At 67.4% G+C, this 25,655-nt stretch carries 23 protein-coding genes; 9 read left to right on the top strand and 14 right to left on the bottom strand.

The window, feature by feature from the left end; genetic code table 11:
• Position 1 precedes the first annotated feature (1 nt).
• Positions 2-775, bottom strand: coding sequence for a putative hydro-lyase (locus CFB41_RS19885; RefSeq protein ID WP_089457625.1), 774 nt, complete (start codon positions 773-775; stop codon positions 2-4).
• Between the two features lie 204 nt (positions 776-979).
• Here CFB41_RS19885 and CFB41_RS19880 point away from each other — a divergent pair, with 204 nt between their 5' ends.
• Positions 980-1,912: a LysR family transcriptional regulator gene (locus CFB41_RS19880; RefSeq protein ID WP_089457624.1), complete on the top strand. Its 933-nt coding sequence runs from the start codon at positions 980-982 to the stop codon at positions 1,910-1,912.
• A gap of 147 nt (positions 1,913-2,059) precedes the next feature.
• Here CFB41_RS19880 and CFB41_RS19875 read toward each other — a convergent pair whose 3' ends face one another.
• The 6 genes from CFB41_RS19875 to CFB41_RS19850 all read right to left on the bottom strand — a co-directional run bounded on the left by CFB41_RS19875 (position 2,060) and on the right by CFB41_RS19850 (position 9,194).
• Positions 2,060-3,760, bottom strand: a complete 1,701-nt coding sequence (locus CFB41_RS19875) for a hypothetical protein (protein WP_089457623.1) — start codon at positions 3,758-3,760, stop codon at positions 2,060-2,062.
• Between the two features lie 197 nt (positions 3,761-3,957).
• Positions 3,958-4,284: an antibiotic biosynthesis monooxygenase gene (locus tag CFB41_RS19870; RefSeq protein WP_089443247.1), complete on the bottom strand. Its 327-nt coding sequence runs from the start codon at positions 4,282-4,284 to the stop codon at positions 3,958-3,960.
• Positions 4,285-4,383: 99 nt separating this feature from the next.
• Positions 4,384-5,370, bottom strand: a complete 987-nt coding sequence (locus CFB41_RS19865) for a YkgJ family cysteine cluster protein (RefSeq protein WP_089457622.1) — start codon at positions 5,368-5,370, stop codon at positions 4,384-4,386.
• Entirely contained in the window at positions 5,364-6,173 is an 810-nt protein-coding gene (locus CFB41_RS19860; protein ID WP_089457621.1) for a MetQ/NlpA family lipoprotein, read from the bottom strand. The genes CFB41_RS19865 and CFB41_RS19860 overlap by 7 nt, the downstream gene beginning before the upstream one ends.
• On the bottom strand, positions 6,170-7,219 hold the full coding sequence (locus CFB41_RS19855; protein WP_089457620.1) for a formylglycine-generating enzyme family protein: 1,050 nt from the start codon (positions 7,217-7,219) through the stop codon (positions 6,170-6,172). Before CFB41_RS19855 ends, CFB41_RS19860 begins: the two co-directional genes overlap by 4 nt.
• Before the next feature lie 16 nt (positions 7,220-7,235).
• Positions 7,236-9,194: an arylsulfatase gene (locus CFB41_RS19850; RefSeq protein ID WP_089457619.1), complete on the bottom strand. Its 1,959-nt coding sequence runs from the start codon at positions 9,192-9,194 to the stop codon at positions 7,236-7,238.
• Positions 9,195-9,783: 589 nt separating this feature from the next.
• Between CFB41_RS19850 and CFB41_RS19845 the strand changes: the two genes are divergently transcribed.
• The 6 genes from CFB41_RS19845 (at position 9,784) to csgH (ending at position 14,287) form a co-directional block, all read left to right on the top strand.
• Positions 9,784-10,389, top strand: coding sequence for a CsgE family curli-type amyloid fiber assembly protein (locus tag CFB41_RS19845; RefSeq protein WP_089457618.1), 606 nt, complete (start codon positions 9,784-9,786; stop codon positions 10,387-10,389).
• 45 nt (positions 10,390-10,434) lie between these two features.
• Positions 10,435-10,857 carry a curli assembly protein CsgF gene (locus tag CFB41_RS19840; protein WP_223274286.1) on the top strand — a complete coding sequence of 141 codons (423 nt, stop codon included), beginning with the start codon at positions 10,435-10,437 and terminating at the stop codon, positions 10,855-10,857.
• A gap of 62 nt (positions 10,858-10,919) precedes the next feature.
• A complete protein-coding gene (locus CFB41_RS19835; protein ID WP_089458930.1) occupies positions 10,920-11,819 on the top strand; it encodes a CsgG/HfaB family protein in 900 nt (299 codons plus the stop codon).
• Positions 11,820-11,847: 28 nt separating this feature from the next.
• Positions 11,848-12,390, top strand: coding sequence for a hypothetical protein (locus CFB41_RS19830; RefSeq protein WP_089443254.1), 543 nt, complete (start codon positions 11,848-11,850; stop codon positions 12,388-12,390).
• Between the two features lie 131 nt (positions 12,391-12,521).
• On the top strand, positions 12,522-13,895 hold the full coding sequence (locus CFB41_RS19825; protein WP_089457617.1) for a hypothetical protein: 1,374 nt from the start codon (positions 12,522-12,524) through the stop codon (positions 13,893-13,895).
• Positions 13,896-13,966: 71 nt separating this feature from the next.
• Positions 13,967-14,287, top strand: coding sequence for a curli-like amyloid fiber formation chaperone CsgH (csgH, locus tag CFB41_RS19820; protein WP_089457616.1), 321 nt, complete (start codon positions 13,967-13,969; stop codon positions 14,285-14,287).
• A 45-nt stretch (positions 14,288-14,332) separates the two neighbouring features.
• Here the strand turns inward: csgH and CFB41_RS19815 are convergent, their stop codons facing one another.
• Positions 14,333-15,244 (bottom strand): LysR family transcriptional regulator, encoded by a 912-nt coding sequence (locus CFB41_RS19815; RefSeq protein ID WP_089457615.1) that lies wholly within the window; start codon positions 15,242-15,244, stop codon positions 14,333-14,335.
• A 126-nt stretch (positions 15,245-15,370) separates the two neighbouring features.
• On the opposite strand from CFB41_RS19815, the gene CFB41_RS19810 reads away from it, so the two are divergent.
• Positions 15,371-16,390 carry an NAD(P)-dependent alcohol dehydrogenase gene (locus tag CFB41_RS19810; RefSeq protein WP_089457614.1) on the top strand — a complete coding sequence of 340 codons (1,020 nt, stop codon included), beginning with the start codon at positions 15,371-15,373 and terminating at the stop codon, positions 16,388-16,390.
• A 53-nt stretch (positions 16,391-16,443) separates the two neighbouring features.
• On the opposite strand, the gene CFB41_RS19805 is transcribed toward CFB41_RS19810, so the two are convergent.
• The 3 genes from CFB41_RS19805 to CFB41_RS19795 are packed head-to-tail and all read right to left on the bottom strand — an operon-like array spanning position 16,444 to position 19,647.
• The gene (locus tag CFB41_RS19805) at positions 16,444-17,634 is read right to left on the bottom strand and encodes a porin (protein WP_089457613.1); all 1,191 of its coding nucleotides are present in this window, start codon (positions 17,632-17,634) and stop codon (positions 16,444-16,446) included.
• A 52-nt stretch (positions 17,635-17,686) separates the two neighbouring features.
• Positions 17,687-18,475: an ABC transporter substrate-binding protein gene (locus CFB41_RS19800; RefSeq protein WP_089457612.1), complete on the bottom strand. Its 789-nt coding sequence runs from the start codon at positions 18,473-18,475 to the stop codon at positions 17,687-17,689.
• A 50-nt stretch (positions 18,476-18,525) separates the two neighbouring features.
• A complete protein-coding gene (locus tag CFB41_RS19795) occupies positions 18,526-19,647 on the bottom strand; it encodes a M20 aminoacylase family protein (RefSeq protein WP_089458929.1) in 1,122 nt (373 codons plus the stop codon).
• Positions 19,648-19,831: 184 nt separating this feature from the next.
• On the opposite strand from CFB41_RS19795, the gene CFB41_RS19790 reads away from it, so the two are divergent.
• Positions 19,832-20,791, top strand: a complete 960-nt coding sequence (locus tag CFB41_RS19790; RefSeq protein ID WP_089457611.1) for a LysR substrate-binding domain-containing protein — start codon at positions 19,832-19,834, stop codon at positions 20,789-20,791.
• A 45-nt stretch (positions 20,792-20,836) separates the two neighbouring features.
• On the opposite strand, the gene CFB41_RS19785 is transcribed toward CFB41_RS19790, so the two are convergent.
• The 3 genes from CFB41_RS19785 to CFB41_RS19775 all read right to left on the bottom strand — a co-directional run bounded on the left by CFB41_RS19785 (position 20,837) and on the right by CFB41_RS19775 (position 25,653).
• Positions 20,837-23,149 carry a TonB-dependent receptor gene (locus CFB41_RS19785; RefSeq protein WP_089457610.1) on the bottom strand — a complete coding sequence of 771 codons (2,313 nt, stop codon included), beginning with the start codon at positions 23,147-23,149 and terminating at the stop codon, positions 20,837-20,839.
• Positions 23,150-23,362: 213 nt separating this feature from the next.
• The gene (locus CFB41_RS19780; RefSeq protein ID WP_089457609.1) at positions 23,363-24,580 is read right to left on the bottom strand and encodes an MFS transporter; all 1,218 of its coding nucleotides are present in this window, start codon (positions 24,578-24,580) and stop codon (positions 23,363-23,365) included.
• The gene (locus CFB41_RS19775) at positions 24,577-25,653 is read right to left on the bottom strand and encodes an ABC transporter substrate-binding protein (protein WP_089457608.1); all 1,077 of its coding nucleotides are present in this window, start codon (positions 25,651-25,653) and stop codon (positions 24,577-24,579) included. The genes CFB41_RS19780 and CFB41_RS19775 overlap by 4 nt, the downstream gene beginning before the upstream one ends.
• Positions 25,654-25,655: the final 2 nt, after the last annotated feature.

Below are 25,655 nucleotides of genomic sequence, written 5' to 3'. Positions count from 1 at the left end.
CTCAAAATACGGCCAGCGACGCGTTCGTGATGTCGGTCATCAGCATGTGGCCGGGCGTATGCGCGATCGCGATCGGCAGCTTCGCGTCCATCAGCGCGGTTTGCGGCGTCACGCCGCACGCCCAGAACACCGGCAGCTCGCCGTCGCGGATCGTCACCGCGTCGCCGAATTCGGGGGCGTTCAGGTCGGCGATGCCCAGCTCGCGCGGATCGCCGAGATGGATCGGCGCGCCGTGCACGCCCGGAAACCGGCTCGTGATCTGCACCGCGCGGATCGCGTCGGCGCCGCGCATCGGCCGCATCGACACGACGAGCTGGCCGCCGAAGATCCCCGCGCGGCGATTCGGAATCGACGTGCGGTACATCGGCACGTTGCGCCCCTCCTCCACATGGCGCAGGCCGATGCCTTCGCGGGCCAGCATGTCCTCGAACGAGAACGAGCAGCCGATCGCGAACACGACGAAATCATCGCACCACAGCGCTTCCAGCGATTCGACGCGTTCGGTCAGGCGGCCGTCGCGGTAGACGTTGTAGCTCGGCACGTCGGTGCGGATGTCGAGATCCTCGCCGAGCACGTCGACCCGGAACGCGCCCGGTTCGCCGACGCCCAGCAGCGGGCAGGCTTTCGGGTTCGCCTGACAGAAGCGCAGAAAATCGTGCGCATACGCCTCGGGCAGGATCGCGAGGTTCGCTTGCGCGTACGGGCCGCAGTGGCCGGCGGTCGGGCCGCGGAACGCGCCGTGGCGCACGGACTGGCGGAATTCGGAAGGGGTCATGAGGTTCTGTCGCAGATCGGTGTGTCGTCGGGATGACGGTGGCGTGTCATCGGTACAGCGAAGAGTAGAAAAGAAAAAATTTTGTCGCCAACGAGTTTTTTTGCGCTTCGTGTATAGAATTTCTTAACGGATCTCGGGGTTTTCCCCGGCTCCGTTCACTTTTCCTCACCGGCAAAGTGCGCGCTCACCCTCCGTCCGACCGCCATGAACACGCGTTTTCTCGAAACCTTCGTCACGCTCGCGAAGCTGCGCAACTTCCGCACGACGGCCGCCGCGCTGCACGCGACGCCGGCCGCGATCTCGCAGCGCCTGAAGGCGCTCGAGGACGAACTGCAGACGGTACTCGTCGACCGCGACAGCCGCGAATTCCGGCTCACGCCGAACGGCGAATACCTGCTCGGCTATGCGAAGGCGGTGGTCGAGGCGACGCAGGAGCTGCAGGCCGCGGCCTCCGGCGAGCGCCCGCTGCGCGGCAAGCTGCGGCTCGGCGTGATCGAGACCGTCGTGCACAGCTGGCTGCCGCACTACATGCGGCGGCTGGCGGCCGACTATCCGCAGCTCGAGATCGACCTGACCGTCGACGTCAGCGTCGTGCTGCAGCGCCGGCTGATGGCCGGCGAACTCGACCTGATCATCCGCGTGGAAGGCAGCGACGAGGCGTCGGTCGTGTGCGATGCGCTCGCGAACTATCCGGTGCGCTGGATCGCGCGCGCGGGGCTGCTGCCGAATACGCGCACGGGGCTCGCCAGGCAGGTGCTGCGGCAGCCGATTCTCACTTACGGGCGCGGTACGGCGCCGCATCGTGCGCTCGAAGATATCGTCCGCACGCTCGCGCATGCGCATGGCGTGCCGTTGTCGGACACGCGCATCACCGGGTCGCCGTCGATCTCGGTGATCGTGCAGCTCGTGCGCGACGGGTTTGGCGTGGCGGCGATTCCGGTGCTGTTCGTCGACGCGTTGATCGAAAGTGGTGAAGTCGTCGAGTTACCGCTGCAGCCGTCGCCGCCGTCGATCGTCGTGTCGATGTCGCGGCGGGCCGATGCGCCGCGGTTCGTGCATGGCGCGTCGATTGCGGCGCGGGCAGCGTGTCACGAGTATTGCGAGAAGAGCAAGCGGTTGCTGGTTGAGGCGCTTTGATGCGGTGCGGGCCGGTGGAGGCGAGGCCGGGCATCCCGCAACGCGCCGGCTGAATCCGTACCACGACGAAGTCGAAGGGCACGGCCACACAAACGCGCGGCCGTGCCCCTGTCACCCGGCATCAATCAGCCGGGGGGGTCTCCTGCTTCAGCGCCACCGCCCCGTATCCGTCCCCGGCGCGAACTCGATCCCCCGCAGCACTTCCGCAAACTTCGCAGTCCGCAGCACCGCGAATTGCTCATGCGCAGCCGTGGCCGCACTCGTGTTCTTCAACACGTCACGCACGGCCACCAACCGGTTCGGATCCGCACCGACGTCGCCGTTGCCGCTGACGGTCGACGTAATCGCCCAGATCGTCACCGTGCCGTCGCGCTCGACTCGGCCCGTCAGGTTGCGCAGGCCGGCCGTCGCCGGTGCCCACGGCAGGCCCGTCGCCGAATTGTTGCCCGCCGGGTAGCCGGCAACCGAATACGGCTGGCCGAGGTTCAACCCGTTCTGCAGCGTGTACGCGAGCTTCCACTGCTTCGCACCCGCGTCGTAGACCCACTTCTGCAGGCCCGCCGTCGTCTGCGCGGCGGCGTGCGTGTACAGGTCCGCGCCGCCCGTGTAGCCGTCGCCTTCGTCCGCGACATACAGCGTGTTCGCGTCGGCGAACCAGATCCCGAACGGATAGGCAAGCGTCGTCGCGGTCTTGTTCGGCGTGCTCGGGAAGCCGGCCAGCACGCACATGTTGTTCGGCAGGCCAGCCGTTTGCACAGTGGCGGCGTTGTATGCAAGCGGCGCCGTCGGCAGCACGGCCTTCGGCGACGGCACGCCGACGCCCGACGGGCACGCGGTGCCGGTCGTATCGACGAAGTACACGGTGTTCACGCCGTTGCCGCCGCTGCCCTTCGTGTAGTACACGACGTTGTCGTGCACCGCGATGCCGCGGAAGTTGTCGTCCTTGCCGATCTTGTCGGCCTTCGCGCCGAGCTCCGTGACCGAAAAGCTCGCGAGCGGCGTCGGCACGCCCGGATCCTGCTGCGCTTCGTGATGCTTCGCGCCGTCGATGAGCTGCGCGCCCGCGCCGAGGATCACGTTCTCCGGCTGCGGGTTCGCGCCGTTGCCGGCGTTGCCCGACGTGTAGTAGATCTCGCGGCCGTCGCGATCGTTCAGGATCGCCGCGCGGCCGTTGTTGCCGCTGTACGCGTTCGTCTCGGTGAAGCGGAAATGCCCGTGGCGATCGATGCGCGCGATCGCGCGATAGAAGTTCTGCCCGTCCGGGTTGGTCGTGTCGACCGCGAGCGGCGTGTTCGAGTTCGACACGTCGATCGCATTGACCGGCGCAACGTAACCCATGAACGTCAGGTAGCGGCCGTCGAGCGACAGGTGCAGGCCGAGTTCCGACTTCGAGCTGAAGCTCGTCACCATCTGGTCGTGCGCGAAGCCTTTCTGCAGGCTGTTCGGCACTTCGAGCGTGCTGACGACACCGCCGGCCGGCGTGATCTGGTCGAGGAAGATGCGCGACGTGATGCCGAAGCTGCCGTCGTAGCGGTCGTTGTTCCACACGGTCGGATAGGTGCCGTCGTTCGGTGCGCCGGATGCCGCGCCGCACCCGCCGGTGGTCTTCGCGCAGTTCGGCGGCAGGATCGCGCCGGGCTGGACGTTGCTCGACACGTTGTCGTACACGCTGCGGCTGAGAACCAGGAAGCCCGGCACGAAACCCGGCTCGAAACGGCTGTCGCCGTCGTTGTCGTGCGGAGCTGCGTGCGCGCCGATGCTCGCGGCGATCAGCGTGAGTGCAAAGACGGGAACGGTACGATCGCGCAGCGCGCGGCGGCGCTTCGCGGACAAGGCGAGATTCGGCATGGACAAGGCTCCGTACGACAGCGAGTGAGGACGTTGTGGGTGGACAGACTGACGACGTGAAGCCCCGCCACCTTAGCCATGCTTGATGAAGAATTGATTGCACGCGAGGTCGCGAAAACCCGCGTATGGATGCGGGTTTCCCGGTGCAATACCGCGTTATTGATCCGTAATGCGAAAGAAATGAATCAGACAGCCATTCAGGCGGACTGCCCCGCATGCGGCTGCGCGAGCTTGCCGTCGCCATACTCGCGCAACACTTTCGAAATCACGACGCGATAGCCGTCCAGCCAGCGCGCCTGTTTCGTCTTCGCCTCGAGGTGCGCCGGGTGCTGCATCAGTTGCTGCAGCGCCGCCTCCGACTCCCAGTAATAGACGTTCTGGATCAGCCCCGATGCGGCGTTCTCCCACGTCTCCTCGCCGAGATAGCCGGGCGTCGCGCGCGCCATGTCGGCGATCTGCCGGTCGAGCCGGTGGAATTCGTCGTCGTATTGCCCGGCGCGGAAAATGAAGGTCGACGCGTACATGCCCGGCGCGGAAAATGAAGGTCGACGCGTACATGCCCGCTCCATCGAAAGCGATTGAAAGAGCGCCGATTGTAAGGCAGGTGCGGCAGGCCGCCGTCGTTACGCAGCGAGCGTATCGAAGTCGGGCCGATCGGCGAGCCACGCGTCGATGCGTGGGGCGTCTTCCCGCACGCCGGCCGCCGGCGCCGGCATCGCGGCCAGGGCGTGCCGTGCCCGTTCAAGCGCCTGCGCGAAGCCGCGCAACTCGCGCGTCGCGGGGCGGTCGTCGGCGTGACGGCGCGCGAGGGCTGCTTCGATGTTCATGCCGATCAATGCGAGTTGCGCGTCGATGAAGGTCTGACACAGCACGCGGCAATGCGCGGATATCGACGCAACGGCCAGCAGCACCGGCACGATCGACACGGTCAGGTAGCCGCCGGGCGCGAGCCGCGACAGGGCATGCCGCACATACTGCCCGCCATCGGTCAACGATGCGAACACCGCATCTCGCCACACCGCGCGCTCGAATACCAGCGCATCGCGATACGCGTCGAGCGCCGCGCGGTCCGCGACCTCTCCGGCCGTCACCAGCGGAATCGGGAATGACGATTCAACGGAAGATTGCGCGCTCGCCGTTTCGACGATGCAGTTCGCGCCGAGCCATCCGGCATCGTCGCGCCGCGCGGCCAGCACGCGCGACTGCAAGCGGTCGGGCAGCATCGGATCGAGCGGCACCGCGCGGCAGATCGACGGCTTGTCCGCATGCACGCTGCAGCGCCCGTCGTCGGCCAGCGCCGCGCAACGGCCGAGCGACGGATAGTCGTAGCCCTGCAGCGTCAGCGCGATCCATTCGCTCCCCGCGCCGCCGCTGCGATGAAACAACCGCGCCGACAGCGCATCGGAAGCCGCGACGTCGTCCGCATCGAGCGCGTGCTCGCGGCCGCCCGCACGCCAGCGCTCGCCGGTTCGCCGCGTCGGCACGCGACGGATCGTCAGCGCACCGACGAAGCGGTGCCCGTGCCGGAACAGTTCGCGCAACGACAGCGTCGGCGCGCTGTTGCAGCAGCGTCCGCAGGCGTTGCACGCGAGCAGCCAGGTGTCTACCACGGCCGCCGCACCGAATCCTGGTAGCGCGTAAGGATGAAGCGCGCGACGTCGTCCGAGTGATACGCGGCGACGAGCTGCGTGACCCACGGCTTCGCGCGATCGGCCTCGCGCACCGTCAGCACGTTCGCATACGGCGAGCGCGCATCCTCGATGCTGATGCTGTCGCGTGCGGGTTGCAGCCCGGCACGCGCGGCATCGTCGCTGTCGATCGCGACGAACGCGGCCGTGTCGAGCGCAGCATAAAGGCGATCGCGCCGCAGCGCGACGAGCTTCAGCCCGAGCCGGTTGCCGGTCACGTCGCGCAGCGTCGCATGCAGGCCGGCCCGCTCGCGCAGCGTCACCAGCGTGTCGTTCTGCAGCAGCACGAGCGCGCGCGCCATCCCGCGCGGATCGGCGGGAATCGCGACCGTCGCACCGGGCTGCAGTTCGTTCAGGTTCTTCAGCTTGCGTGAATAGAGCGCCATCGGCAGCGTGACGGTCGGCGCGACTTCGGCCAGCGCGTAGCGTTTCTGCGCGCGCGTCGCCGCAAGCTGATGTGCATCCTCGAAACTGGCTGCGTCGATCCGGCCGTCGGCCAGCGCCGCGTCGATGCGCGATGCATCGTCGAATTCGACGACGTCAATGCCGAATCCTCGCGATGCGGCGACCCGCTTCACTTCGTCGAGGATCTGCGCATGCACGCCGCGCGTCACGCCGACACGTACCGCCGGTGCGGCCGATTCGGCGGCCACGGTCAAACCCGAATGAACGATTACACACGCGGCCAGCAGCCACGCGCCCACGTCATGCACGACCCGCCTCATGTTGCATCCCTCAGAATCGTGCGAAACCCGATATGCGACGCGCCGAGATCGGCTTCCTGCTGTTCGCGCGACGACGCACGATAGCGCACGCAGTAATCGCGCGAGCACAGGAACGAGCCGCCCTTGATGACCATCGGCGTATCGTGCTTCCGCGTCGGCGGCGCGACGGCCGCCGTGTCGCCGTTCGTATGCGACTGATGCGGGCCCGTGTATGCGTCCTTGGTCCATTCCCACGCATTGCCGATCATGTCGTAGAGCCGGAACCCGTTCGCCGCGTAGCAGCCGACGGGCGCGAGCCCCGCATGGCCGTCCTCGGCCGTATCGAGCACCGGGAACACGCCCTGCCAGTAGTTCGCGGCCGGCTTGCCCTGCGCATCGCGCGGCGCCGCGTCGAGCGCTGCGTCGTCGCGGCCGGCCTTGCCCGCGTATTCCCATTCGGCTTCGGTCGGCAGGTCGCGGCCGAGCCAGCGCGCATACGCGAGCGCATCGCGCTGCGTGACGAGCGTGACGGGCAGGTTGCCGAGCCCGTCGATGCCGCTGCCCGGCCCGTGCGGATGACGCCACGACGCGCCCTTCACCCACGACCACCAGGCAAGATCGCGCGCGTTCATCTCGTCGCGCGTCGGCACATGGAACACGGCCGCCCCATCCTGCTGCTCGGCCTCGGTCACGTAACCGGTCGCCTGCACGAACGCGGCGAACTGCGCGATCGTCACGTCGGTCTGGTCGATCCAGAACCCGCCGACACGCGTGCGGCCGTCGCCCGCTGGGCGCTCGTCCGCATAGCCGCGCGTGCTGCCGAACACGAACGCGCCGCCGCGCAGGTGCACCATCCCGGCTTTCGGGTCGTCGCGCCATCCGGCCGGCAACCCCGAATAGCGCGCGCACTGTCGCTCCGAGCCGAGCGGCGCGAGCGCGCGGCCGCGATTCGCGTCGTCGAAGGCGCCGCCCGCCGGCGCGACGGGATTCGCATAGCCGGCCGCGAACGCGGCGGCGAACAGCGTGGCGGCCAGCGCCGCGCCGATGGTCCAGAACCGGAACCGCATCGTGTCGCTCCCGGCTTCAGTAGTAGCCGCGCGGACGCAGCGGTTCGACACCGCCGACGTTGCTCATGTAGGTCTTCCACTGGTCGACGAGCGTGCTGACCACCGACGGGTTCTGCGCGGACACGTCGGTCGTCTCGCCGCGATCCGCCGCGAGGTCGTACAGCTGCCAGTGACCGTCGAGCGGCCCGAGCGGCGGCTCGGTCCACAACGCCTTCCAGCGGCCGTCGGCGCTGCGCAGGTACGCGCGGCCGTACGCTTCGTCGCCGAACGGCGCGGTATGCACCTCGCCCGTCGCCGTGCCCGTCAGCACCGGCAGCAGCGACTGGCCGGTGACCGGATACACGTAGCGGTTGTTGTAGACGACCTTGCCCTTGTTCTGGTCGACGCCCGTCAGCGTGTTGACGAGCGGCGGCGCCGGCTGCGACGGCGGCGTGACGCCCGCGACCGCGAGGAACGTCGCCGTGTTGTCGGTCACGTGCGTGAACGCGCGCAGCGTCGGCAACTGCTGCGTCTGGCCCGGCAGGCGCACGATCGTCGGCGTCGAGACGCCGCCTTCGGCCGAATAGCCCTTCGTGAGCCGGAACGGCGACGCGCTCACTTCGGCCCAGCGCAACCCGTACTGCAGGCGCTGCGCGTTCTGCTTGCCGTTGTCGGTGCCGAGCGTCGAATAGATCGGGTCCTGCCCGTTCGCGGTATCGGTCGCCGTCGGATCGGCGCCCGAATCGATCGGCCAGCCTTCCGCGCCGTTGTCCGACTGGAACATGATGAACGTGTTGTCGTATTCGCCGATGTCCTTCAGGTGCTGGATCAGCAGGCCGATGTTGTAGTCGAGGTTCTCGACCATGCCCGCATAGATCTCCATGTAGCGCGCCTGAGCCTTGCGCTCGGCCGGCGACAGGCTCGACCACAGCTTGTCGACCTTGCCGGGGCCGTAGTCGCTGTAGCCGTCCGCGGCCGAATGCACCGCGCTGATGTATTTCGCGGCGGCCGTGCCGTTGTTCGCGGTCGCGGGCGACGCCGCCGTGGTTTCAGGCAGGCCGTCGAACGGCTTGAAATCGGCGGGAATCAGGCCGAGCGCCTTCTGCCGCGTGATCCGAGCGTTGCGGATCGCATCGTAGCCGGCGTCATACACGCCCGCGTACTTGTGCAGCCATGGCTCGGGCACCTGCAGCGGCCAGTGCGGCGACGTGTAGGCCGCGTACGCGAAGAACGGCTTGCCGTCGCGCTGGTTCGAATCGATGTACGAGATCAGCTTCTGCGTATAGAAGTCGGTCGAATAGAACACGGCCGGGCTGCCGCCCGTGCCGCCCGGCTGCCCGGGCTGGCCAGGCTGCACGTAGCGGCCGTCTTCCGTGTAGTTCGACGAGCCGGCCGGCTCGTGCGCGAAGTGATTCGTCGCCGCGCCGCCGAGCAGCACGTAGCTGCGCTCGAAGCCCCACTGGTCGGGCGTCTGCCCGCTGCCCGTCGCACTGCCGACGATCCCCGAGCCGATGTGCCACTTGCCCGCGATGTACGTGTGGTAGCCGGCATCCTTCAATAGTTGTGCGAACGACAACGCACGGTCATTCAGGTAGCCCTCGTAGCCTGGCAGCCCGCGCCGTTCGTCGGTCGGCACGCCCATCGTGCCTTCGCCGACGAGATGGTGGTCGGTGCCGGACACCAGCATCGCGCGCGTGATCGCGCAGACGGTGCCCGTGTGATGGTTCGACAGGATGCGGCCCGACGCGACGAGCGCGTCGAGGTTCGGCGTGTTGATCTCGCCGCCGAATGCATGGATGTCGGAATAGCCGAGATCGTCGGCCATGATGTACAGGATGTTCGGGCGTTTCGCGGCCAGCGGCGGCGTGGTGTTCGTCGGGGACGACGGCGTATCGCTGTCGACGCCGCCGCACGACGCGAGCGACATCGCGCCGGCAATCGCGGCGCAGACGACACGGAAACGAAAAGCATGCAACGGCGACGCGGACTTTTTCATTGTTCTGGAACGCTCGATCTACGGGATCGGCGATCTTAGCGTCGCGTACGCGGCAACCAAAGTCCGATTCGTCACATGCTAACGGGGTGACGGAATATGCGCGCAAACAGAATGCCCGACATCAGCGCACACACATGTGCGCGAGCGCGATGCGCGCCGAAACCGGCGCGCGGGAATCGTCGCGAGCACCGGAACCCGCGCTTTCGTCGGACGATTTCACGTGCGTAACGGGACGTTACGTCGTGTCGTTACGGCCGAACCCGTAGCAATACGTTACGTTTTCTCCGCCTCTGCATCGTCAGGAATTTTTAAATCACGATTTTTAGAAAATATCGTCTGATTAAACTGTAATGATCTATTTATAAAAGAAAGCTTGTTAATGAATATCGAACTCGCAAACGTTTTACGTGACGAAAATATGCAACTCAAAAATTAGACGAATAACGACTTAACAAAATATACCGTTTAAAACAACGGCAGGCATGCCTCTTGCTGACTCCCCCCACCATGTGCCGCGTTCCACCAGGAACGAATAACCCGAAAATCGGGCGGGGCCTTATTTCGTACAAATGATTCCGGGGTCGGGGAAATGGTATCGAGCGCAAGGAGGCGATTGGCCTGGGGGGCCGTGACGTGCCTGTCGCTATTCGCGACGGCGCGCACGCAGGCACAAGACACCGTCGACGCACCGCCGTCCGCGGCGGTAAACGGCGGGCATCCGATTGCGCCGCCCTCGACGCTGCTGAACGCCGAACGCGTCCTTGAAGCACCGACGCCCGCGCCCGGCGCGGGCCCGGCCGCGGCGAAGCCGGCCGCCGGCGCCGCATCGGCGGGCGCCCGGGCCGCCACCCGCCACGCCCTCCCGGAGGACCAGCTCGGCGGCACGGTCACGACCGATGCCGTGACGCTCGCCGGCCGCGATTTCTATACCTACTTCTCGCAGACGTGGTCGGAAATCCCGCTGAGCGAGCGCTACATGGTCGCCATTCACGAACGCCCGTCCGGGCGTTACGGCAGCCTGATCTGGGTCGAATTCCAGCAAAAGCGCGTATTCCAGACTTTCCTGCCGATCGCACGGGCAAACGTCAAGGCCGTGGCCGAAAGCGCCGCCGGCATTTCCTTTCAGACGGTCATTCAGGACGATCTGTCGAATTTGCTGTTTCCCGATTCGGATCTGGCCAAAGACGAAATTTAATCGATTAATCAAAAACGGGGGTTGGGGAAAATGAATCGAATCAGATTGAGCTTGATCGCCCTGGTCGCGATGACGGCGGTGTCGCCGTATGCGTGGTCGTCGACGCTGGTTTATCAGCCGAACAACCCGAATTTCGGCGGCAACCCGGCAAACGGCCCCAATCTGCTCAACGAGGCCAACGCGCAGAACAAGCACACGGATCCGTCGCTGTCGGCCTTTTCATCGCCGACGTCCACGTCATCGCTCGACCAGTTCAATGCGCAGCTGCAGCAGGCGATCCTGTCGCGCGTCGCCGGCTCGGTGACGAACTCGATCGTCGGCACCAACGGCGAGCTCAAGCCGGGGACGATCAGCACGGGCAACTTCACGATCGTCGTGAGTGCGGCCGGCAACGGCAACCTGCAGGTGACGACCACCGACAAGACGACGGGTGCGACCTCGACGTTCATCGTCAGCAACGGCCAATAAATCAAAAAACGACTGAGCGAATCATGAAAAAAAATGCTGAACGCACACGCTTGAACACGGGGATGACACGGGTCGCCATGGGCGCGGTGTTGCTGCTGGCGCTGGCCGGCTGCGTCACGCGGCCGATGCCGGCGTTGAGCAACGCGACGCTGACGCCGCCGACGCGCACCACGCGCGACCTCACGCACCTGCCGCCGCCGAAGGGCAAGATCGTCGCGGCCGTGTACGGCTTTCGCGATCTGACCGGGCAGTACAAGGCGTCGCCCGACAGCTCCTTCTCGTCGCAGGTCACGCAGGGCGGCGCGTCGTTCCTCGTCAAGGCGATGCGCGACTCCGGCTGGTTCACGCCGGTGGAACGCGAGAACCTGCAGGACCTGCTGACCGAACGCAAGATCATGCGCGCCACCGACGGCGCGGATGCGAAGAAGGCGCAGAACGATGCGATGGCGCCGCTGACGCCCGCGAACATCGTGCTCGAGGGCGGCATCGTCGGCTACGACACGAACGTCCGGACCGGCGGGGCCGGCGTCGCGTACCTCGGGATCAGCGGATCGACGCAATACCGGATCGACCAGGTCACGGTCAACCTGCGCGCGATCGACATCCGCACGGGCCAGGTGCTCAACAGCGTGTCGACGACCAAGACCGTCTACTCCTACCAGGTCGACACGGGCATCTATCGCTTCGTCGGCTTCAAGGACCTGCTGCAGGCGGAAGCCGGGCTGACGCGTAACGAACCCGCGCAGATCTGCGTGAACGAGGCGATCGAATCGGCGCTCACGCACCTGATCGTCCAGGGGGTCGCGAACCAGACCTGGGCGCTGAAGAACGACCAGGACTGGTACGACCCGACGATGCAGCGGTATCTGCAGGAAGACCGGAAATACGCGCAGGACATGGAGGACGCGAACACCGCGTACGACCCGCAGAAGATCGATCGCCAGGGCGCGTCCACTCATTAACCGGCGCAGGCCGGCCAGCGGAGAACACATGATGAATCGACAGCGTGATCGGAACGGGCGCGCCCGCGCGGCGTGGCGGGTGCTCGCGACCGTGTGGGCAGCGGCAACGATGCAGGCGGCTGCAGCGGCCCCCGTGCCGCTCAACGACCTCGGCCCGCCCGAACCGGCATTCGACTACAGCGGCAACATCGTCGCGGTCCGCCAGAGCGGTGTCGGCAATGCCGCGTCGCTGGACCAGGCGGGCCACAACGGCGCGCTGATCTGGCAGGCCGGCGACGGCAACGCGATCGTCGCGCGGCAGGCCGGGGCGCAGAACTGGATCGCGGCGTCGCAGGCCGGCGTCGGCAACAAGCTGAATGCGACGCAGCGCGGCAACGGCAACACGTTGCAGGTGCAACAGAACGGCGCGGGCAATTCGGTCGACTCGACACAGGTCGGCACGTCGCTGTCGGCGCGCGTCACGCAGAACGGCAGCAACAACGCGGTGAACCTCGTGCAGGGCGGATCGAACACCGGCATCCAGGTGATCCAGACCGGCAACGGTGCACGCGCGACGGTGCTGACGCGGTAACGGTCATGCAGTTTGCAGGTGCTTTGCTTCAAGTGGTGTGACGTGTGGGACGTGAGAGCGTCCTCAATTGGCGGGGGTGCCGGCGAAGACCCACTTTTCCGGCGAATTTTCTTTCGAATCAGGAGCAAGAAATGAAGGTGACCAAGTCTGCAATCGCAATCGCAGTGCTGATGCTCGCATCGGCTGCCGCACAGGCCGATTCGTCGGGTAACAACGTGAGCGTCGGTCAAATCGGCAGCTTCAACTCGGCCACCGTCGAACAGACGGCGACGAGCGGTGATTCGGTGTCGATCAACCAGTGGGCAGCAGCCGACGATCCCCATTACGGGTTCGTCGCCAACGTGACGACCGCGGGCGGCAGCGGCGACACGACCGTGATCCAGCAGACCTCCGGGTGGGCGGAGCCGTATTCGAGCGTGAACGTGTCGCAGACGGGCACGTCGCATGAGCGGAACTACGTGACGCAGTCCGGTGGCGGCGACTTCTCGGCGACCATCACGCAGACGACGTCGGTCTACACGGGCGGCCCGCAATACGACACCAACACGATCAACCAGTACACCTACCTCAACAGCGCGTCGATCACGCAGCAGGGCGGCGGCTGGAACTCCGTGACGATCAACCAGGGCTCGCCGAGCCAGTCGGCGATCGTCAACACCGCGAACGTCACGCAGACGGATACGATCGGCAACACCGTCGGCATCACGCAGACCGGCAACAACGGCACCGCGAACGTCCAGACGACCTGGGGCGGCGGGAACGCGACGTCGATCACGCAAACGGGCGGCACGACCAACGCCAGCGTGACGCAGTTCGGCGAGATTGGCGACCAGGTCACGACGACCCAGAGCGGCACCGCAACCGCCACCGTGAATTCGTCGTTCGGCGCCGGCAACTCGACGACGATTTCGCAATCGGGCGGCGTGAGCGGCAGCAACGCCACGGTGCACCAGCTCGCGGCGGCCGGCAACGCGACGTCGATCACGCAGACCGCCGACGGCAACAACGCCACGGTCAACCAGTGGTTCGAATCCGGCGACAGCGCGACGATCAACCAGTCGGCCGCGTCGAACAACGCAACGATCACGCAGCAGTACGGTTACGGCAACAGCGCGTCCATCACGCAAACGGCCGCGTTCAACACGGCGTCGATCTCGCAGAACAGCTCGAACGGTTCGACGGCATCCATCACGCAGGCTTCGGCGGACAACGTGGCGTCGGTGGCGCAATCGGCATCGGGTTCGTCGACGACGGTGAGCCAGTCGGGCGACATCGGCAACTACGCCAATGCGTCGCAGACGGGTGCGGATGACCTGTTGAGCCTCTCGCAAACCGGTGCTTTCAACATCATCAACGCGTCGCAAGTGTCGGGCACGGGCAACCAGGGCTACGTGACGCAGATCGGCTTCGGCAACAACGCCACGCTGCTGCAGCAAGGCAACGGCAACTACGCGAGCATCAACCAGACGGGCGCCTTCAACACCGCGTCGATCAAGCAGCACTGAGCACCGCCGGTGTCACGAAAAGGCCGGACGGTTGCCCGTTCGGCCTTTTTTTCATTCCACAGGGGACGATCATGGTCGGCATTCACGATCTCAACGCCTATTTCGACATCGCCGCCAGTGCAGGCGGTGTGAACATCGTGCCGCACGTGCGGGCGGCCGCGCCGGTCGACGTGTCGTACAGCCTGCGCATCACCAAAACCGGCGGCGCCGGCTCGGCCTCGCTCACACGCTCCGGCGAATCGCGACTCGCCGGCGGCGAGGACCGGCCGCTCGCGACGCTGCGGCTGAGCGTCGATTCGGGCGACATCTGCATGGCGACGCTGGTCCTGCACGTCAATGGCGAGCACGCGGAGTATTCGGTGGACTGCAATCCGCATCGGACCGCGAATTGAGCCGGTGCGGCGCGGCCCCGGCGCGAATGCCGCACCGCGCCCGCCTCACTCATCCGACGCCAGCATGCGCGGTATCTCGTCGACGAGCGCATCGATGACCACGCGCACCTTCGACGGCACCTGGCGGGAGGCCGGCCGCACCGCGAACACTTCGGCGCCCGACACGCTGTTGCTGTCCATCACGAGCGCGAGGCGGCCGTCGCGCAGGTAAGGCGCCATTAGCCAGCACGGCAGCCACGCGAGGCCCGCGCCGGCGGCGGCCGCATCGGCGATCGCCTGCAGGTCGTCGAGCCGCAGGCGGCCGGCCGGGCGATGGTCGTGCACCGCGCCGTCCGCGCCGAGAACCCGCCACGGCGTCGGTTGCCCGCCGCGCGAATACGCGATGCCGACGTGCGACGCGAGCGCGTCGAGCCCCGTCGGTCGGCCATGACGGTCGAGATACGCGGGCGACGCGCAGATCCCCATGCGCTGCACGCCGAGCTTGCGACCGACGAGCGCGCTCGTATCGGCCAGCTCGCCGATGCGCACCGCGATGTCGAAGCCGTCGTTGACCAGGTCGGCCACGCGGTCGCTGAACGATACGTCGATCTCGAGCCGCGGATGGCGCTCGACGAGGCGCCGCATGACGGGCGCCACGCACTGCCGCCCGAACAGCACCGGCACGCTGACGCGCAGCCGCCCTGCCGGCTCGCGCTGCCCCGCGTCGAGCGCGGCCTCCGTCTCGCCGAGTTCTGCCAGCAGCCGCCGGCATTGCTCGTAATAGACGAGCCCTTCGTCGGTCAGGCCGAGCTGGCGGGTCGTGCGTTGCAGGAGCCGCGCGCCGAGGCGGCGTTCGAGCCGTGCGACGACCTTCGCGACGGCCGAGCGCGTGACGCCGAGCCGCAGCGCGGCCGCCGCGAAGCTGCCCGACTCCACCACGTCGACAAATTCGGCCACGCCTCTCAGCCGCTCGTCCATGCCATTTCGCTCCGGTTGGGTCACAGGGTTGTGTCCGCACAGGCGACAGTCATCGGCCGAATTCTCGCCAATGCGTCCGCGTGCGCAACACTATGATAGTCCGCTCTATCTCGAAAAGGAGTCGACATGCACGCATGGCAAGTGAAACCGGGCGACGGCGTGGCCGGCCTTCGGCGCATCGACGCGACACGCCGCGCGGTCGGGCCGACCGACGTGGTCGTGAAGATCCACTCGGCCGGGCTGAACTACCGCGACCTGATGTTCGCGCGCGGCGACTATCTCGGCATCGGCACGGACGCGCTGATCCCGGTGGCCGACGGCGCCGGCGAAGTCGTCGAAACCGGCCGCGACGTGACGCGCTTCAAGCCGGGCGATCGCGTGATCAACACGTACTTCCCGCACTGGATCGACGGGCCGCCCACGCCGCAGAAAGTCTCCGGGTCGCCCGGCGCGCAGTTCGACGGCGTGCTGGCCGAACATTTCGTCTCCGACGAAGCCGCGCTGGTCGCGATTCCCGCGCATCTGAACTACGACGAGGCGGCGACGCTGTCGTGCGCGGGGATTACCGCGTGGAACGCGCTGTTCGCCGACGGCGGCCTCGCGCCCGGCGCGACCGTCGTGCTGCTCGGCACCGGCGGCGTGTCGATCGTCGCGCTGCAACTCGCGCATGCGGCGGGGCTGCGCACGATCGTCACGTCGTCGAGCGATGCGAAGCTCGAGCGCGCCCGCGCACTCGGGGCTGACGCCACCATCAACTATCGCGCGACGCCCGAGTGGCAAAACGAGGTGCTGCGGCTCACCGGCGGCGCGGGGGCGGATCTGGTCGTCGAAGTCGGCGGCAAGGACACGCTGCCGCGCTCGGTCGCCGCGACGAAGCTGGGCGGCATCGTGTCGGTAATCGGCGGCCTCAGCAGCTTCGCCGGCCCCGAACTCGGGCTGCTGTCGCTGATCGGCGGAATCCGGCAGCTGCACGGGATCATGGTCGGCAGCCGCGCGATGCTCGACGACGTCGTGCGGCTCGTCGACGCGAAGCAGATTCGGCCGGTGGTCGATCGCGTGTTCGGCTTCGACGAAGCGCCGCAGGCGTATGCCTATCTGCAGTCGGGGCAGCACTTCGGGAAGGTCGTGATCCGCGTCGCGCAGTAAGCGCATCGAGGCGGCGGGTCGCTCGGCCCGCCGCCTCTTCCGTCATCGCGCCATCAGAACTTGTGACGGATCCCCGCGTGAACCATCAGCTGCTTCGAGGTCGACGACAGGTCCGCCGCGCCGGGAACATAGGCCTGGTCGAGCGACGAGCCCGTCGCGTCGCCCGCGATCCGCTGGTACGCGCCCATCAGGTACACGTCCGTGCGCTTCGACAGGCTGTAGTCGGCCATCAGCCCGAGCGAATGGATCTTCGGCTTCGCGCTGCCCGTCGTCGCGTCGTAGCGCACCGTCGTATACACGTACTGCGCGCCGACGAACAACGCCGGCGTGAACTGGTATTTGCCGTTCACCTCGAAGTTCTGGTACTTGATCGACGACACCGTGCCGCCCGCGAGCGGGCCGGTCACCGGCTCGATCGTTTCGTCGCCGAACAGGTAGCCGACGTTCGCGCTCGGCCGCGTGACGTTGCTGTTCGTGTACGCGAACCCGACCGTCGCGGGCCCCGCCGTGTAGTTGATGCCCGCACCGAAGATCCGCAGCCGCGCCGACGCAAAGTTCGCATCGGCGCCGACCGATCCCGCGCCCGCGATCGCACCGCCCGCCGTCGCGCCCGGGTTGTCCGCATTCAGGAACGCCGCGCCGACCAGCAAGCCGCCCTGCTCGTACTGCGCGCCGACGCTCCATTGCCGGTTGTTCGCGAAGCCCGTGTCGTTGCTGAAACTGTATGTGCCGCCGAACGAGAAGCCGGCGAAATCCGGGCTCGCATACTTCACCGTGTTGTTCACGCGAAACGTGTTGCCGGTGTTGTCGTTGTCGAGCGGATGCGAGAACGGATAGACGCCCCAACTGCCGTTCGCGGTCGTCGGCGCGAGATAGTCGACCACCGCATCGTATTGCCGGCCGAGCGTCAGCGTGCCGAACCGCCCGCTGCCGAGCCCGACGTACGCCTGCCGCCCGAACATGCGGCCGCCCTGCGCGAGCGTGCCGTTGTTCACGTTGAAGCCGTTCTCGAGCTGGAACAGCGCGCTGTAGCCGCCGCCCAGATCCTCGGTGCCCTTCACCCCCCAGCGGCTGCCTTGCGCGAAGCCGCTCGCCATCTGCCACGCACCGTGGCCGCCGACGTTGTTCGTGTAGTCGATACCCGCGTCGACGAGCCCGTACAACGTGACGCTGCCCTGCGCGAACGCGAACGCGGGCGCCGCACACAGCGCCGGAACCGCGACGAAAGCCAATCTCCAGTTCATTCGTTTTCCTTATTTATCGTGTCGTGACTGCCCGTTTTCCGGGCGTCGCCGCTTACTTCGCGCCGTAGATGTCGAAGTCGAAGTACTTCTTGTTGATCCGCTGGTACGTACCGTTCGCGAGGATCGTCGCAAGCGCGTGGTTGAAGGCGTCGCGCAGGTCGTTGTCCTGCTTGCGCAGCCCGAGCCCGTCGCCCTGCCCGAAGTACTTCACGTCGTCGATCGCCGCGCCGACGAACGCGAAATCCTTGCCCTGCGGCTTCTTCAGGAAACCGTCGCTCGCCGCGATCGATGCCTGGAACGCCGCGTCGAGCCGGCCCGTCACGAGATCGGCATAGACCTGGTCCTGGTTCTGGTACGACACGACCTGCACGCCGGCCGGCTGCCAGTTCGCGACCGCGTAGTCGGCCTGCGCGGAGCCCTGCTCGACACCCACGCGCTTGCCCTTCAGCGCGTCGGCCGTCGGCAGCAGCGGCGAGCCCTTGCGCGCGACGAGGCGCGCCGGCGCATTCGAGATCCGGTTCGTGAACGCGATCTGCTGCTGCCGCTTCGGCGTGATCGTCATCGACGACGCGATCACGTCGAACTTGCGCGCGAGCAGCCCCGGGATCATCCCGTCGAAACTCGACTCGACCCACACGCAGCGCGCATGCAGCTCCGCGCACAACGCGTTCGTGATGTCGATCCCGAAACCCGTCAGCGTGCCGTCGGGCAGCTTGTATTCGAGCGGCGGGTAAGTCGGATCGACCGCGAGGCGGATCTCCTTGCCCGCCCAGTCGCCCGCATGCGCCGCCCCTGCCGCCAGCGCCACCGCGAGCGCCGCCATCCGTTTCCACTGCTTCATTGCCAGTCTCCTTCCTTGTGTGAATCGTCAGTCAAAATCGTGCGGGCCCATCACGCGAGGTAGCGCTCCGCCAGTGCAATCCAGTAGCTCGCGCCGGTGGCGAGGCACGCGTCGTTGAAGTCGTAGCCGGGGTGGTGCAGCCCGCATCCGGCGGCGCCGTCGCCGTTGCCGATCGACAGGTAGCTGCCGGGGCACGCGTCCAGCATGAACGCGAAATCCTCGCTGGCCGCGATAGGCCGCAGGTGCGGGATCAGCGCGCCGTCGCCGCCCCATTCGCGGGCGACGTCGCGGGCAAACGCGGTTTCCGCCGCGTGATTGACGAGCACCGGGTACGCGTGCCGGTAGTCGATCTCGGCCGTCGCGCCATAGCTCGCGGCCTGCCCGTGCACGATCTCGCGAATGCGCCGTTCAAGGAGCGCCCGCACGTCCGGCGACAGCGCACGCACGCTGAGCGCCAGATCCGCGTACGGCGGAATCACGTTCGATGCGGCGCCCGCATGGATCGAGCCGGCCGTCACGATCGCCATCTCCTGCGGGTTCACGTTGCGCGACACGACGGTCTGCAGCGCCATCACGATCGACGCGCACACGACCACCGGATCGATCGTCGTATGCGGGGCCGCGCCATGGCCGCCGCGCCCAGTCACGCGCACCTGCACCTCGTCGGCCGAGGCCATCGCGGGGCCGTCGCAGAAACCGAGCACGCCGGCCGGCAGGCCCGGCACGTTGTGCATCGCGAACACCGCATCGCAAGGAAACTGCGCGAACAGTCCGTCGTCGATCATCCGCTTCGCGCCGCCGAGCCCTTCCTCGGCCGGCTGGAAAATCAGGTTCAGCGTGCCTGTGAAGCGCTCCCGCTCGGCCAGGCAGCGCGCCGCCGCGAGCAGCATCGCCGTGTGGCCGTCGTGGCCGCACGCGTGCATCACGCCGTCGCAGCGGCTCGCGTGCGGCAGCCCGGTCGTCTCGCGGATCGGCAGCGCGTCCATGTCCGCGCGCAACCCGAGCCGCTTCCCGGCTCCGCGCGTCAACGTGCCGACCACGCCCGTGCCGCCGAGCCCGCGCGTCACCCGATAACCCCACGTTGTCAGCAGGCCGGCCACGAGATCGCTCGTCGCGTGTTCCTCGAAGCCAAGCTCCGGATGCGCGTGCAGCCGGCGGCGCAGCGCGATCATTTCCGCCTCGATGGCCGCCATTTCCGGCTGGATGTGTGTGTGGTCCAACCCCGATTCTCCTCGATGCGTTCCGGTTGCCGATCGCCCGAATGACCGATCGTGTCCGCATCGTAGGCAGCGAAAATCCCGGCGAACAGCCGCGGTTTCGTTATGATGACAACCTTTCGTTGTCGGGTATCGCACCATGAGCACGATCAAGCTGCATCAGTTGCAGGCGCTCGTCGCGAGCGCGGAGGCCGGCAGCATCCGCGGCGCGGCGCGCACGCTCGGGCTGTCGCAGGCGGCCGTCACGCGCGCGCTGCGCGAGCTGGAGGCGAGCGAACGCCTGCCGCTGCTGGTCCGCGCGCCGGAGGGCATCGGCTTCACCGAATACGGGAAGACGCTGCTCACGCACGCGAAGCTCGTGCTGAAGCAGCTCGAACACGCGCAGAGCGATCTCGAGCGCATGCGCGGCCGCGTCGAGGGCCGGTTGAGCATCGGCGTCACGCCGTGGCTGACGATGACCTTCCTCGCGGAAGCGGTGCTGCGTTTTCGGGAGCAGATGCCCGACGTGCGCCTCGAGCTCTACGAGGCGCTGATGGCCGTCGCGCAGCCGCTGTTGCGCGACGGCAGCATGGACTTCGCGCTCGGGCACGTGCAACCGGGCGGCACGCAGGAATTCGCGTTCGAGCCGATGCTGCGCTACGAGACCGCGGTGATGGTGCGCGCCGGCCATCCGCTCGAGCACGCGCGGTCGATCCATGACCTGCTCGACCACGACTGGGTGCTGAATTTCGCGGCCGACGGGCAGGCCGCGCTCGTCGATTACCTGTTCACGCGCCACGGCGCCAAGATCGACGAGCGACGCATCGTGCGTGCGCAGTCGGTGGCGATGCTGCAGACGATGCTCGAGCAGGCCGACATGTGCACGTGGTGCCCGACGATCCTCGCGGCCGTGCCGTCGTTCGGTGAACGAATGCGCGCGTTGCAGTTGAAGGAGACCTTCGAGCCGCGCGACCTCGGGATCGTCACGCGGCGCAGCAGCACGCTGAGCGACGCCGCGCGCTGCTTCATCGACTGCCTGCTGCACGTGATCCGCCGGCATGCGCGCTCGGCACGCAAGGCGGATCTCGCGCTGTTCAGGACGCTGTCGCTGCTGATCTGACGCGCGGCAGGCGCGGCTCGCCGCCGCGCCGCCGCATGTTGCCCGTCAGATCTTCGCCGTCAGCGTGATCCCGACCGTGCGCGGATCGCCATACAGCACCGGATACGCGCCATACGACGGCAGCAGCTCGAGCTTCTTGTAGACCTTGTTGGTCAGGTTCGTCACGTAGCCCGTCACGATGTACTTCTGGTTCGGCGTCGTGTAAGACACGTGCGCGTTCAGCACCGTGTAGCCGCCCTGCCAGAGCTGCGGCATCGTCTGCCGCGTCGCGCTGAAGTACTCGAGGCTGCGGTAATTCACGTCGCCGCCGGCCGTCAGCGTGCCGAACGACACCGGCACGCGATAGTCGAAGCCCGCGTTGATCGTCGTATGCGGCGAACGCGCGAACGAATTGCCGACGGCGGTCGGTACGTAGCGGAACTCCGTGTAGCGCGTGTTCAGCATCCCGAGGTTCGCGAACAGGTAAAGGCTGTTGACCGGCTGCGCCTTCAGCTCCAGCTCGAAGCCGTCCGCGCGCCCCTGCCCCGCATTCGACAGCGTCGACACCGGCGGCCCGCCGAACGGGTTCGGCGCCAGCGCGAACACCTGGATGTCGCGATAGTCGTAGTGGAACACGCTCGCATTGACGATCAGCCGCTTGTCGAACCACTCGCTCTTGATGCCGACCTCGTAGTCGGTCAGGTACTCCGGCGACACGGTCGACACCGTGCTCTGCGTGTACGCGTTGCCGTTGTAGCCGCCCGAGCGGAAGCCGCGCGCATAGCGGAAATACGCACGCACGTTGCTGCTGAGCGCATATTCGGGCGTGAGGTCCCAGGTCGGCGCGCGCCACGTGTTCGTCTGGTTCTGCCGCGCGCTGACCGCCAGCGGCGACGACACCGACGACGGATCCCACCAGCTGCCCGGATTGCTGAACGTCACGTTGCCGGTGCCCTGCAGCCCGGTCAGGTTGATGTTCTTGCGCTCGATCGTGTAACGCAGCCCGCCGGTCACGTTGAAGCGGTCGGTGAAGCGGTACTTCACGCTGCCGAAGATCGCCGCGCTCTGCGTGTGCTGCGTGAGGTCGGTCAGGTGGTAGAACGCGGGCGACGGCGAGCCCGGCAGGCCGCCGCCGGCACCCTGCTCGGCCAGTTGCTCGGTGAACAGGTGCGTGCCGACGAGCCAGCTGAACCGGTCGTTCTGCGGCGATTCGAGCCGGAATTCCTGCGAGAACTGGCGGCTCGACAGACGATCGTGCGAGCGTGCGGCATCGAACGCGGAATAGTCCTCGTCGTCCTGGTACCAGCGATGCAGCCCTTCGAACGCGGTGATCGACGTCAGCGTCACCGCCGGGTTGATGCGCCAGTGCGCGGTGAGCGACGTGCCCCAGGTCGAGATGTGATCGCTCGACGGCGCATTGAGCGACACCGTGTACGGATCGCTCGACCCGACGAAGCCGAACTGGTTCGCGCCGCCCGGCCCCGCGCCCTGCGCGTGCCACGCATTGCCGCCGCCCGTGTAGTTGCGGCCGTGGATGTTGAACAGGAAGTCGGTATCCGAGGTCGGCACGGCGAGCACCTGGAAGCGCACCGCATTGTCGTGAAAGCCGCCGAAGCGACCTTGCTGCACCGTATTCGTGTAGAAGCTGTCGGCGTTCTCGTGATACACCGACACGCGCGCGGCCAGCACGTCGTTCTTGCCGATCGGGCCGCCGATCGCGGCTTCCGCGAGCCGGCTGTTGTACTGGCCGAGCCCGATCTTGCCGTAGCCGCTCACGTCGAAGGTCGGCTTCTGCGACGTGATGCTGAGCGCGCCGCCGACGGTGTTCTTGCCCCACAGCGTGCCCTGCGGGCCGCGCAGCACTTCGATGCGATCGAGGTCGAACAGCGGGAAGCCCTGTCCGAACACGCTGTTGATGTAGACGTCGTCGAAGTACACGCCGATCGGGCTCAGCGACAGGTCCGACGGATCGTTGCTGCCGACGCCGCGCAGGAACCAGCGCGGCCGCTCGCGGCCTTCGGTCGATTGCCCGGTAAAGTTCGGCACATATTTCGTGACGTCGTTCACCACGCGCAGTTCGTTGTTCTTGATCGTGTCGCCGCTCAGCGCACTCACCGCGACCGGCACGTCCTGGATGCTCTCCTTGCGCCGGCGCGCGGTCACCGTCACCGTGCCGAGATTCGTTTCGCGTGTGGCCGTGCCGCGGGTCGCACGGGCGGCCGTCGGCGCCGCCGCGGCTGCATCGTCCGCGCCCGGTTGCGCCGGTTTCGCGTCCGGCGCCGCCGTCACCGCGCCCTCTTCAGCCCACGCGGGCAACGATACGGCTGCGCCCGTCAGCAGTCCCCCCAGCGCGGTGACGAATAGTTTTTTCCTGAACATCGATGAGTCATCCTGTTTGATCGGTTGAACGCACGTGCGTGCGCGACGCACGGGTGATCTATTGCAATTCGGATGCCAGCATCGAGAAGCCCGTCGCACGGGGCTTCCAGCCTGCGCGTGGTGCAGGTGTTGCTGCATGCGCATCTGTGACGGGGAGCAAACTGCTGGTCACGCAACACCGCGCGGATTCCGCCACACCCGATTCGATGGTCGTCAGGACAGCTTCGCAGTTGCAGCACGCGATGCCTCGCGCCGCCCTGTCGACGCGCGCAGCGCGAGCCCGACCAGCACGACGATGGGCAGCCAGCTCAGAAACACGCCCGGCAACCCGACGATCGGCACGAGCGCGCTGCCGGCCAGCGGGCCGCAGAATGCGCCCGTCATCGATGCGAGGTTGTAGAGGCTCGATACCTGGCTCTTGTCGGCCGGGTGACGGCCGAGACGCTGCATGTTGACGAGATGCAGCAGCGACGAGCCGGCGCACAGCGCGGCGAGCCCCGCGCCGACGACCCATGCGTCATGAGCCAGGCCCAGCGCGAGCAAGCCGGCCACGCCACCGGCAAGACTGAGTGCCTGGCAGCGGCGCGCGGTCATCCGTTGCGCGACGTGCCCGAGCCCGAACAGGGCGATCACCGCGACGACGCCCTGCAGCGTCAGCAGCGCGACGGCTTTCGTCTGCGACAGCCCGAGCGACTGGATCGCCAGCACTACCGTATATGCACCGGCGAGCGAACGGGTCGCGCTGTTCACGGCTTCCAGCACGAGCTGCTCGCGCACGTCGTGATTCCACGCGAGCGCCAGCAACGCGCGCAGGCCGCCGGGTTCAGGCGGCGCACCGCGCGCCGCGGGCTCCGCATCGCCGAGCAGCGTCCGGCTGAACAGCGCCATGCCCGCGAAGCTCGCGGATGCCACGCAGAACGTCGCGACCGCACCGTGCGCGCCGATCAGCCCGCTCGCGAGCCACGGCCCGACCATGCCGGTGCCGACCGACATCGCCGCGCGGTACCAGCCGGCGCGCGCGAGGCCGATCTGCGCGAGACGCGCGAGGAACACGCCGTTGATCGACACGATCCGGAACGGGATGCACAGCCCGATCAGCACTTGCGTGAGCGCGATCAGCGGCCACGCGCCGGTGAACGGCACGACGAGATTGAGCAGCATCGGCCCCATGCTCGCGACGAAGTACACGCGCCGCGCGCCGTAGCGCGCGACGAGCAACCCGGCCGGCAGCGTCATCAGCGCGATGCCGAGCGGCTCCATCGCCGCGATGATGCCGAGCCGTGCGCTGTCGACGCCGAGCGCGAGCGCGTAAAGCGTCGTCGCGAGCTGCGCCATGCTGATCGTCGTGCCGCTCGCGAGCGCCAGCAGCATGAAGCCGCCGGTGAAACGCTCGCGCCGCCATGCGTCGGCGACGCGTGCCGATGCGCTCACCGCGCGGTGTCGCGAGACCGCGTCGCGATGCCGTCGAGCGCACGCCGGTCGATCCACGCATGCACGTCGAAGTCGGCCGGCAGGAAGCGCCATTCGACGAGGAAGCGCTTGAAATCGTCGAGCGCGGCGATCGATACTTCGTCGAGATCGGTGCGCAGCCGCCGGTGCACGTCCGCGCCGTACGCGAGCCGCAGCCAGTCATGGCCCGATCCCGTCTCGCGGCCGAGATAGCCGAGCACGTCCTGCTCGTGCTCGCGCGCCCAGCCTTCGACATCGGTCACGCGCGCGAGGAAGCGGCTGACGATGTCGGGATGCCGTTCGAGCGTCGACGCATTGACGGTCAGCGGCCGCGGCGACCCATTGTTGATACGGATCTGCGGATCGGGATGAAAGCCGATGTCGACGACCGCCTGCGCGCCGATCAGGTGCGCGGTTTCGAGCCCGAGCGACCCCTTCACGTAGATCGCGTCGACTTCGCCTCGCACGAGCGCGGCCGCTTCGGCCGCATAGAGCCGGCGGCTCGACAGGCTCGCGGGATGGCTGAAGGCCGCGTCGCGCGTCGCCGGGGTCGACACCGGTGCGCGCAGGTTCGACGCGGGCACGTCGACCCATTCGACGTCGGCGGGGCCGAGCCCGTCGAGCGACAGCGCACTGACGAAGCCGCGCAGCGCCGCCGCACGAAAGATGTCGATGCGCTCGCCGTCGCGGCGCGGCAGGCCGATGCGGCGCCCGCGCAGGTCCTTCGGCCGCGTCAGCCCGCTTTCCGGCAGCGCGACGATCGCCTGCGCCTCGTCGACCCACGTGAGCGCGACCACGCGCGTGTCGGCGCCGGCCGCGCGCGCCCACAGCGCGGGAATGCTGCCGCCCTGCCGGAATGCGTTGTCAAGCGAATGATCGACGTGCGCGTGATGCAGTGCCGCGTGCTGGCTCTCCTGCAGCGCGCGCACGGTGATGCCGTCGCCGGCGAATTCGCTGTCGAGCCAGCCGAGATGCGCGGCGATGCCGAGCGGCGTCGGCACCGGACAGCGTGTGTACCAGATCGACTGGACATTGGAGGAAGCCGTGATGCTCATGG

This window comes from Burkholderia sp. AU33803, from assembly GCF_002223095.1.
Lineage (GTDB): Bacteria > Pseudomonadota > Gammaproteobacteria > Burkholderiales > Burkholderiaceae > Burkholderia.
This window is presented reverse-complemented; position numbering and strand designations above follow the sequence as displayed.

Bases quoted from the DNA above. Each gene is read 5' to 3' on its own strand.
- CFB41_RS19795 (WP_089458929.1), bottom strand. From the start codon at position 19,647: ATGATCGCGCTGCGCCGCCGGCTGCACGCGCATCCGGAGCTTGGCTTC.
- CFB41_RS19875 (WP_089457623.1), bottom strand. From the start codon at position 3,760: ATGCCGAATCTCGCCTTGTCCGCGAAGCGCCGCCGCGCGCTGCGCGAT.
- CFB41_RS19860 (WP_089457621.1), bottom strand. From the start codon at position 6,173: ATGAGGCGGGTCGTGCATGACGTGGGCGCGTGGCTGCTGGCCGCGTGT.
- CFB41_RS19880 (WP_089457624.1), top strand. From the start codon at position 980: ATGAACACGCGTTTTCTCGAAACCTTCGTCACGCTCGCGAAGCTGCGC.
- CFB41_RS19845 (WP_089457618.1), top strand. From the start codon at position 9,784: ATGGTATCGAGCGCAAGGAGGCGATTGGCCTGGGGGGCCGTGACGTGC.
- CFB41_RS19810 (WP_089457614.1), top strand. From the start codon at position 15,371: ATGCACGCATGGCAAGTGAAACCGGGCGACGGCGTGGCCGGCCTTCGG.
- CFB41_RS19830 (WP_089443254.1), top strand. From the start codon at position 11,848: ATGATGAATCGACAGCGTGATCGGAACGGGCGCGCCCGCGCGGCGTGG.
- CFB41_RS19835 (WP_089458930.1), top strand. From the start codon at position 10,920: ATGACACGGGTCGCCATGGGCGCGGTGTTGCTGCTGGCGCTGGCCGGC.
- CFB41_RS19855 (WP_089457620.1), bottom strand. From the start codon at position 7,219: ATGCGGTTCCGGTTCTGGACCATCGGCGCGGCGCTGGCCGCCACGCTG.
- CFB41_RS19825 (WP_089457617.1), top strand. From the start codon at position 12,522: ATGAAGGTGACCAAGTCTGCAATCGCAATCGCAGTGCTGATGCTCGCA.
- CFB41_RS19885 (WP_089457625.1), bottom strand. From the start codon at position 775: ATGACCCCTTCCGAATTCCGCCAGTCCGTGCGCCACGGCGCGTTCCGC.
- CFB41_RS19790 (WP_089457611.1), top strand. From the start codon at position 19,832: ATGAGCACGATCAAGCTGCATCAGTTGCAGGCGCTCGTCGCGAGCGCG.
- CFB41_RS19805 (WP_089457613.1), bottom strand. From the start codon at position 17,634: ATGAACTGGAGATTGGCTTTCGTCGCGGTTCCGGCGCTGTGTGCGGCG.
- CFB41_RS19800 (WP_089457612.1), bottom strand. From the start codon at position 18,475: ATGAAGCAGTGGAAACGGATGGCGGCGCTCGCGGTGGCGCTGGCGGCA.
- csgH (WP_089457616.1), top strand. From the start codon at position 13,967: ATGGTCGGCATTCACGATCTCAACGCCTATTTCGACATCGCCGCCAGT.
- CFB41_RS19870 (WP_089443247.1), bottom strand. From the start codon at position 4,284: ATGTACGCGTCGACCTTCATTTTCCGCGCCGGGCAATACGACGACGAA.
- CFB41_RS19850 (WP_089457619.1), bottom strand. From the start codon at position 9,194: ATGAAAAAGTCCGCGTCGCCGTTGCATGCTTTTCGTTTCCGTGTCGTC.
- CFB41_RS19785 (WP_089457610.1), bottom strand. From the start codon at position 23,149: ATGTTCAGGAAAAAACTATTCGTCACCGCGCTGGGGGGACTGCTGACG.
- CFB41_RS19815 (WP_089457615.1), bottom strand. From the start codon at position 15,244: ATGGACGAGCGGCTGAGAGGCGTGGCCGAATTTGTCGACGTGGTGGAG.
- CFB41_RS19775 (WP_089457608.1), bottom strand. From the start codon at position 25,653: ATGAGCATCACGGCTTCCTCCAATGTCCAGTCGATCTGGTACACACGC.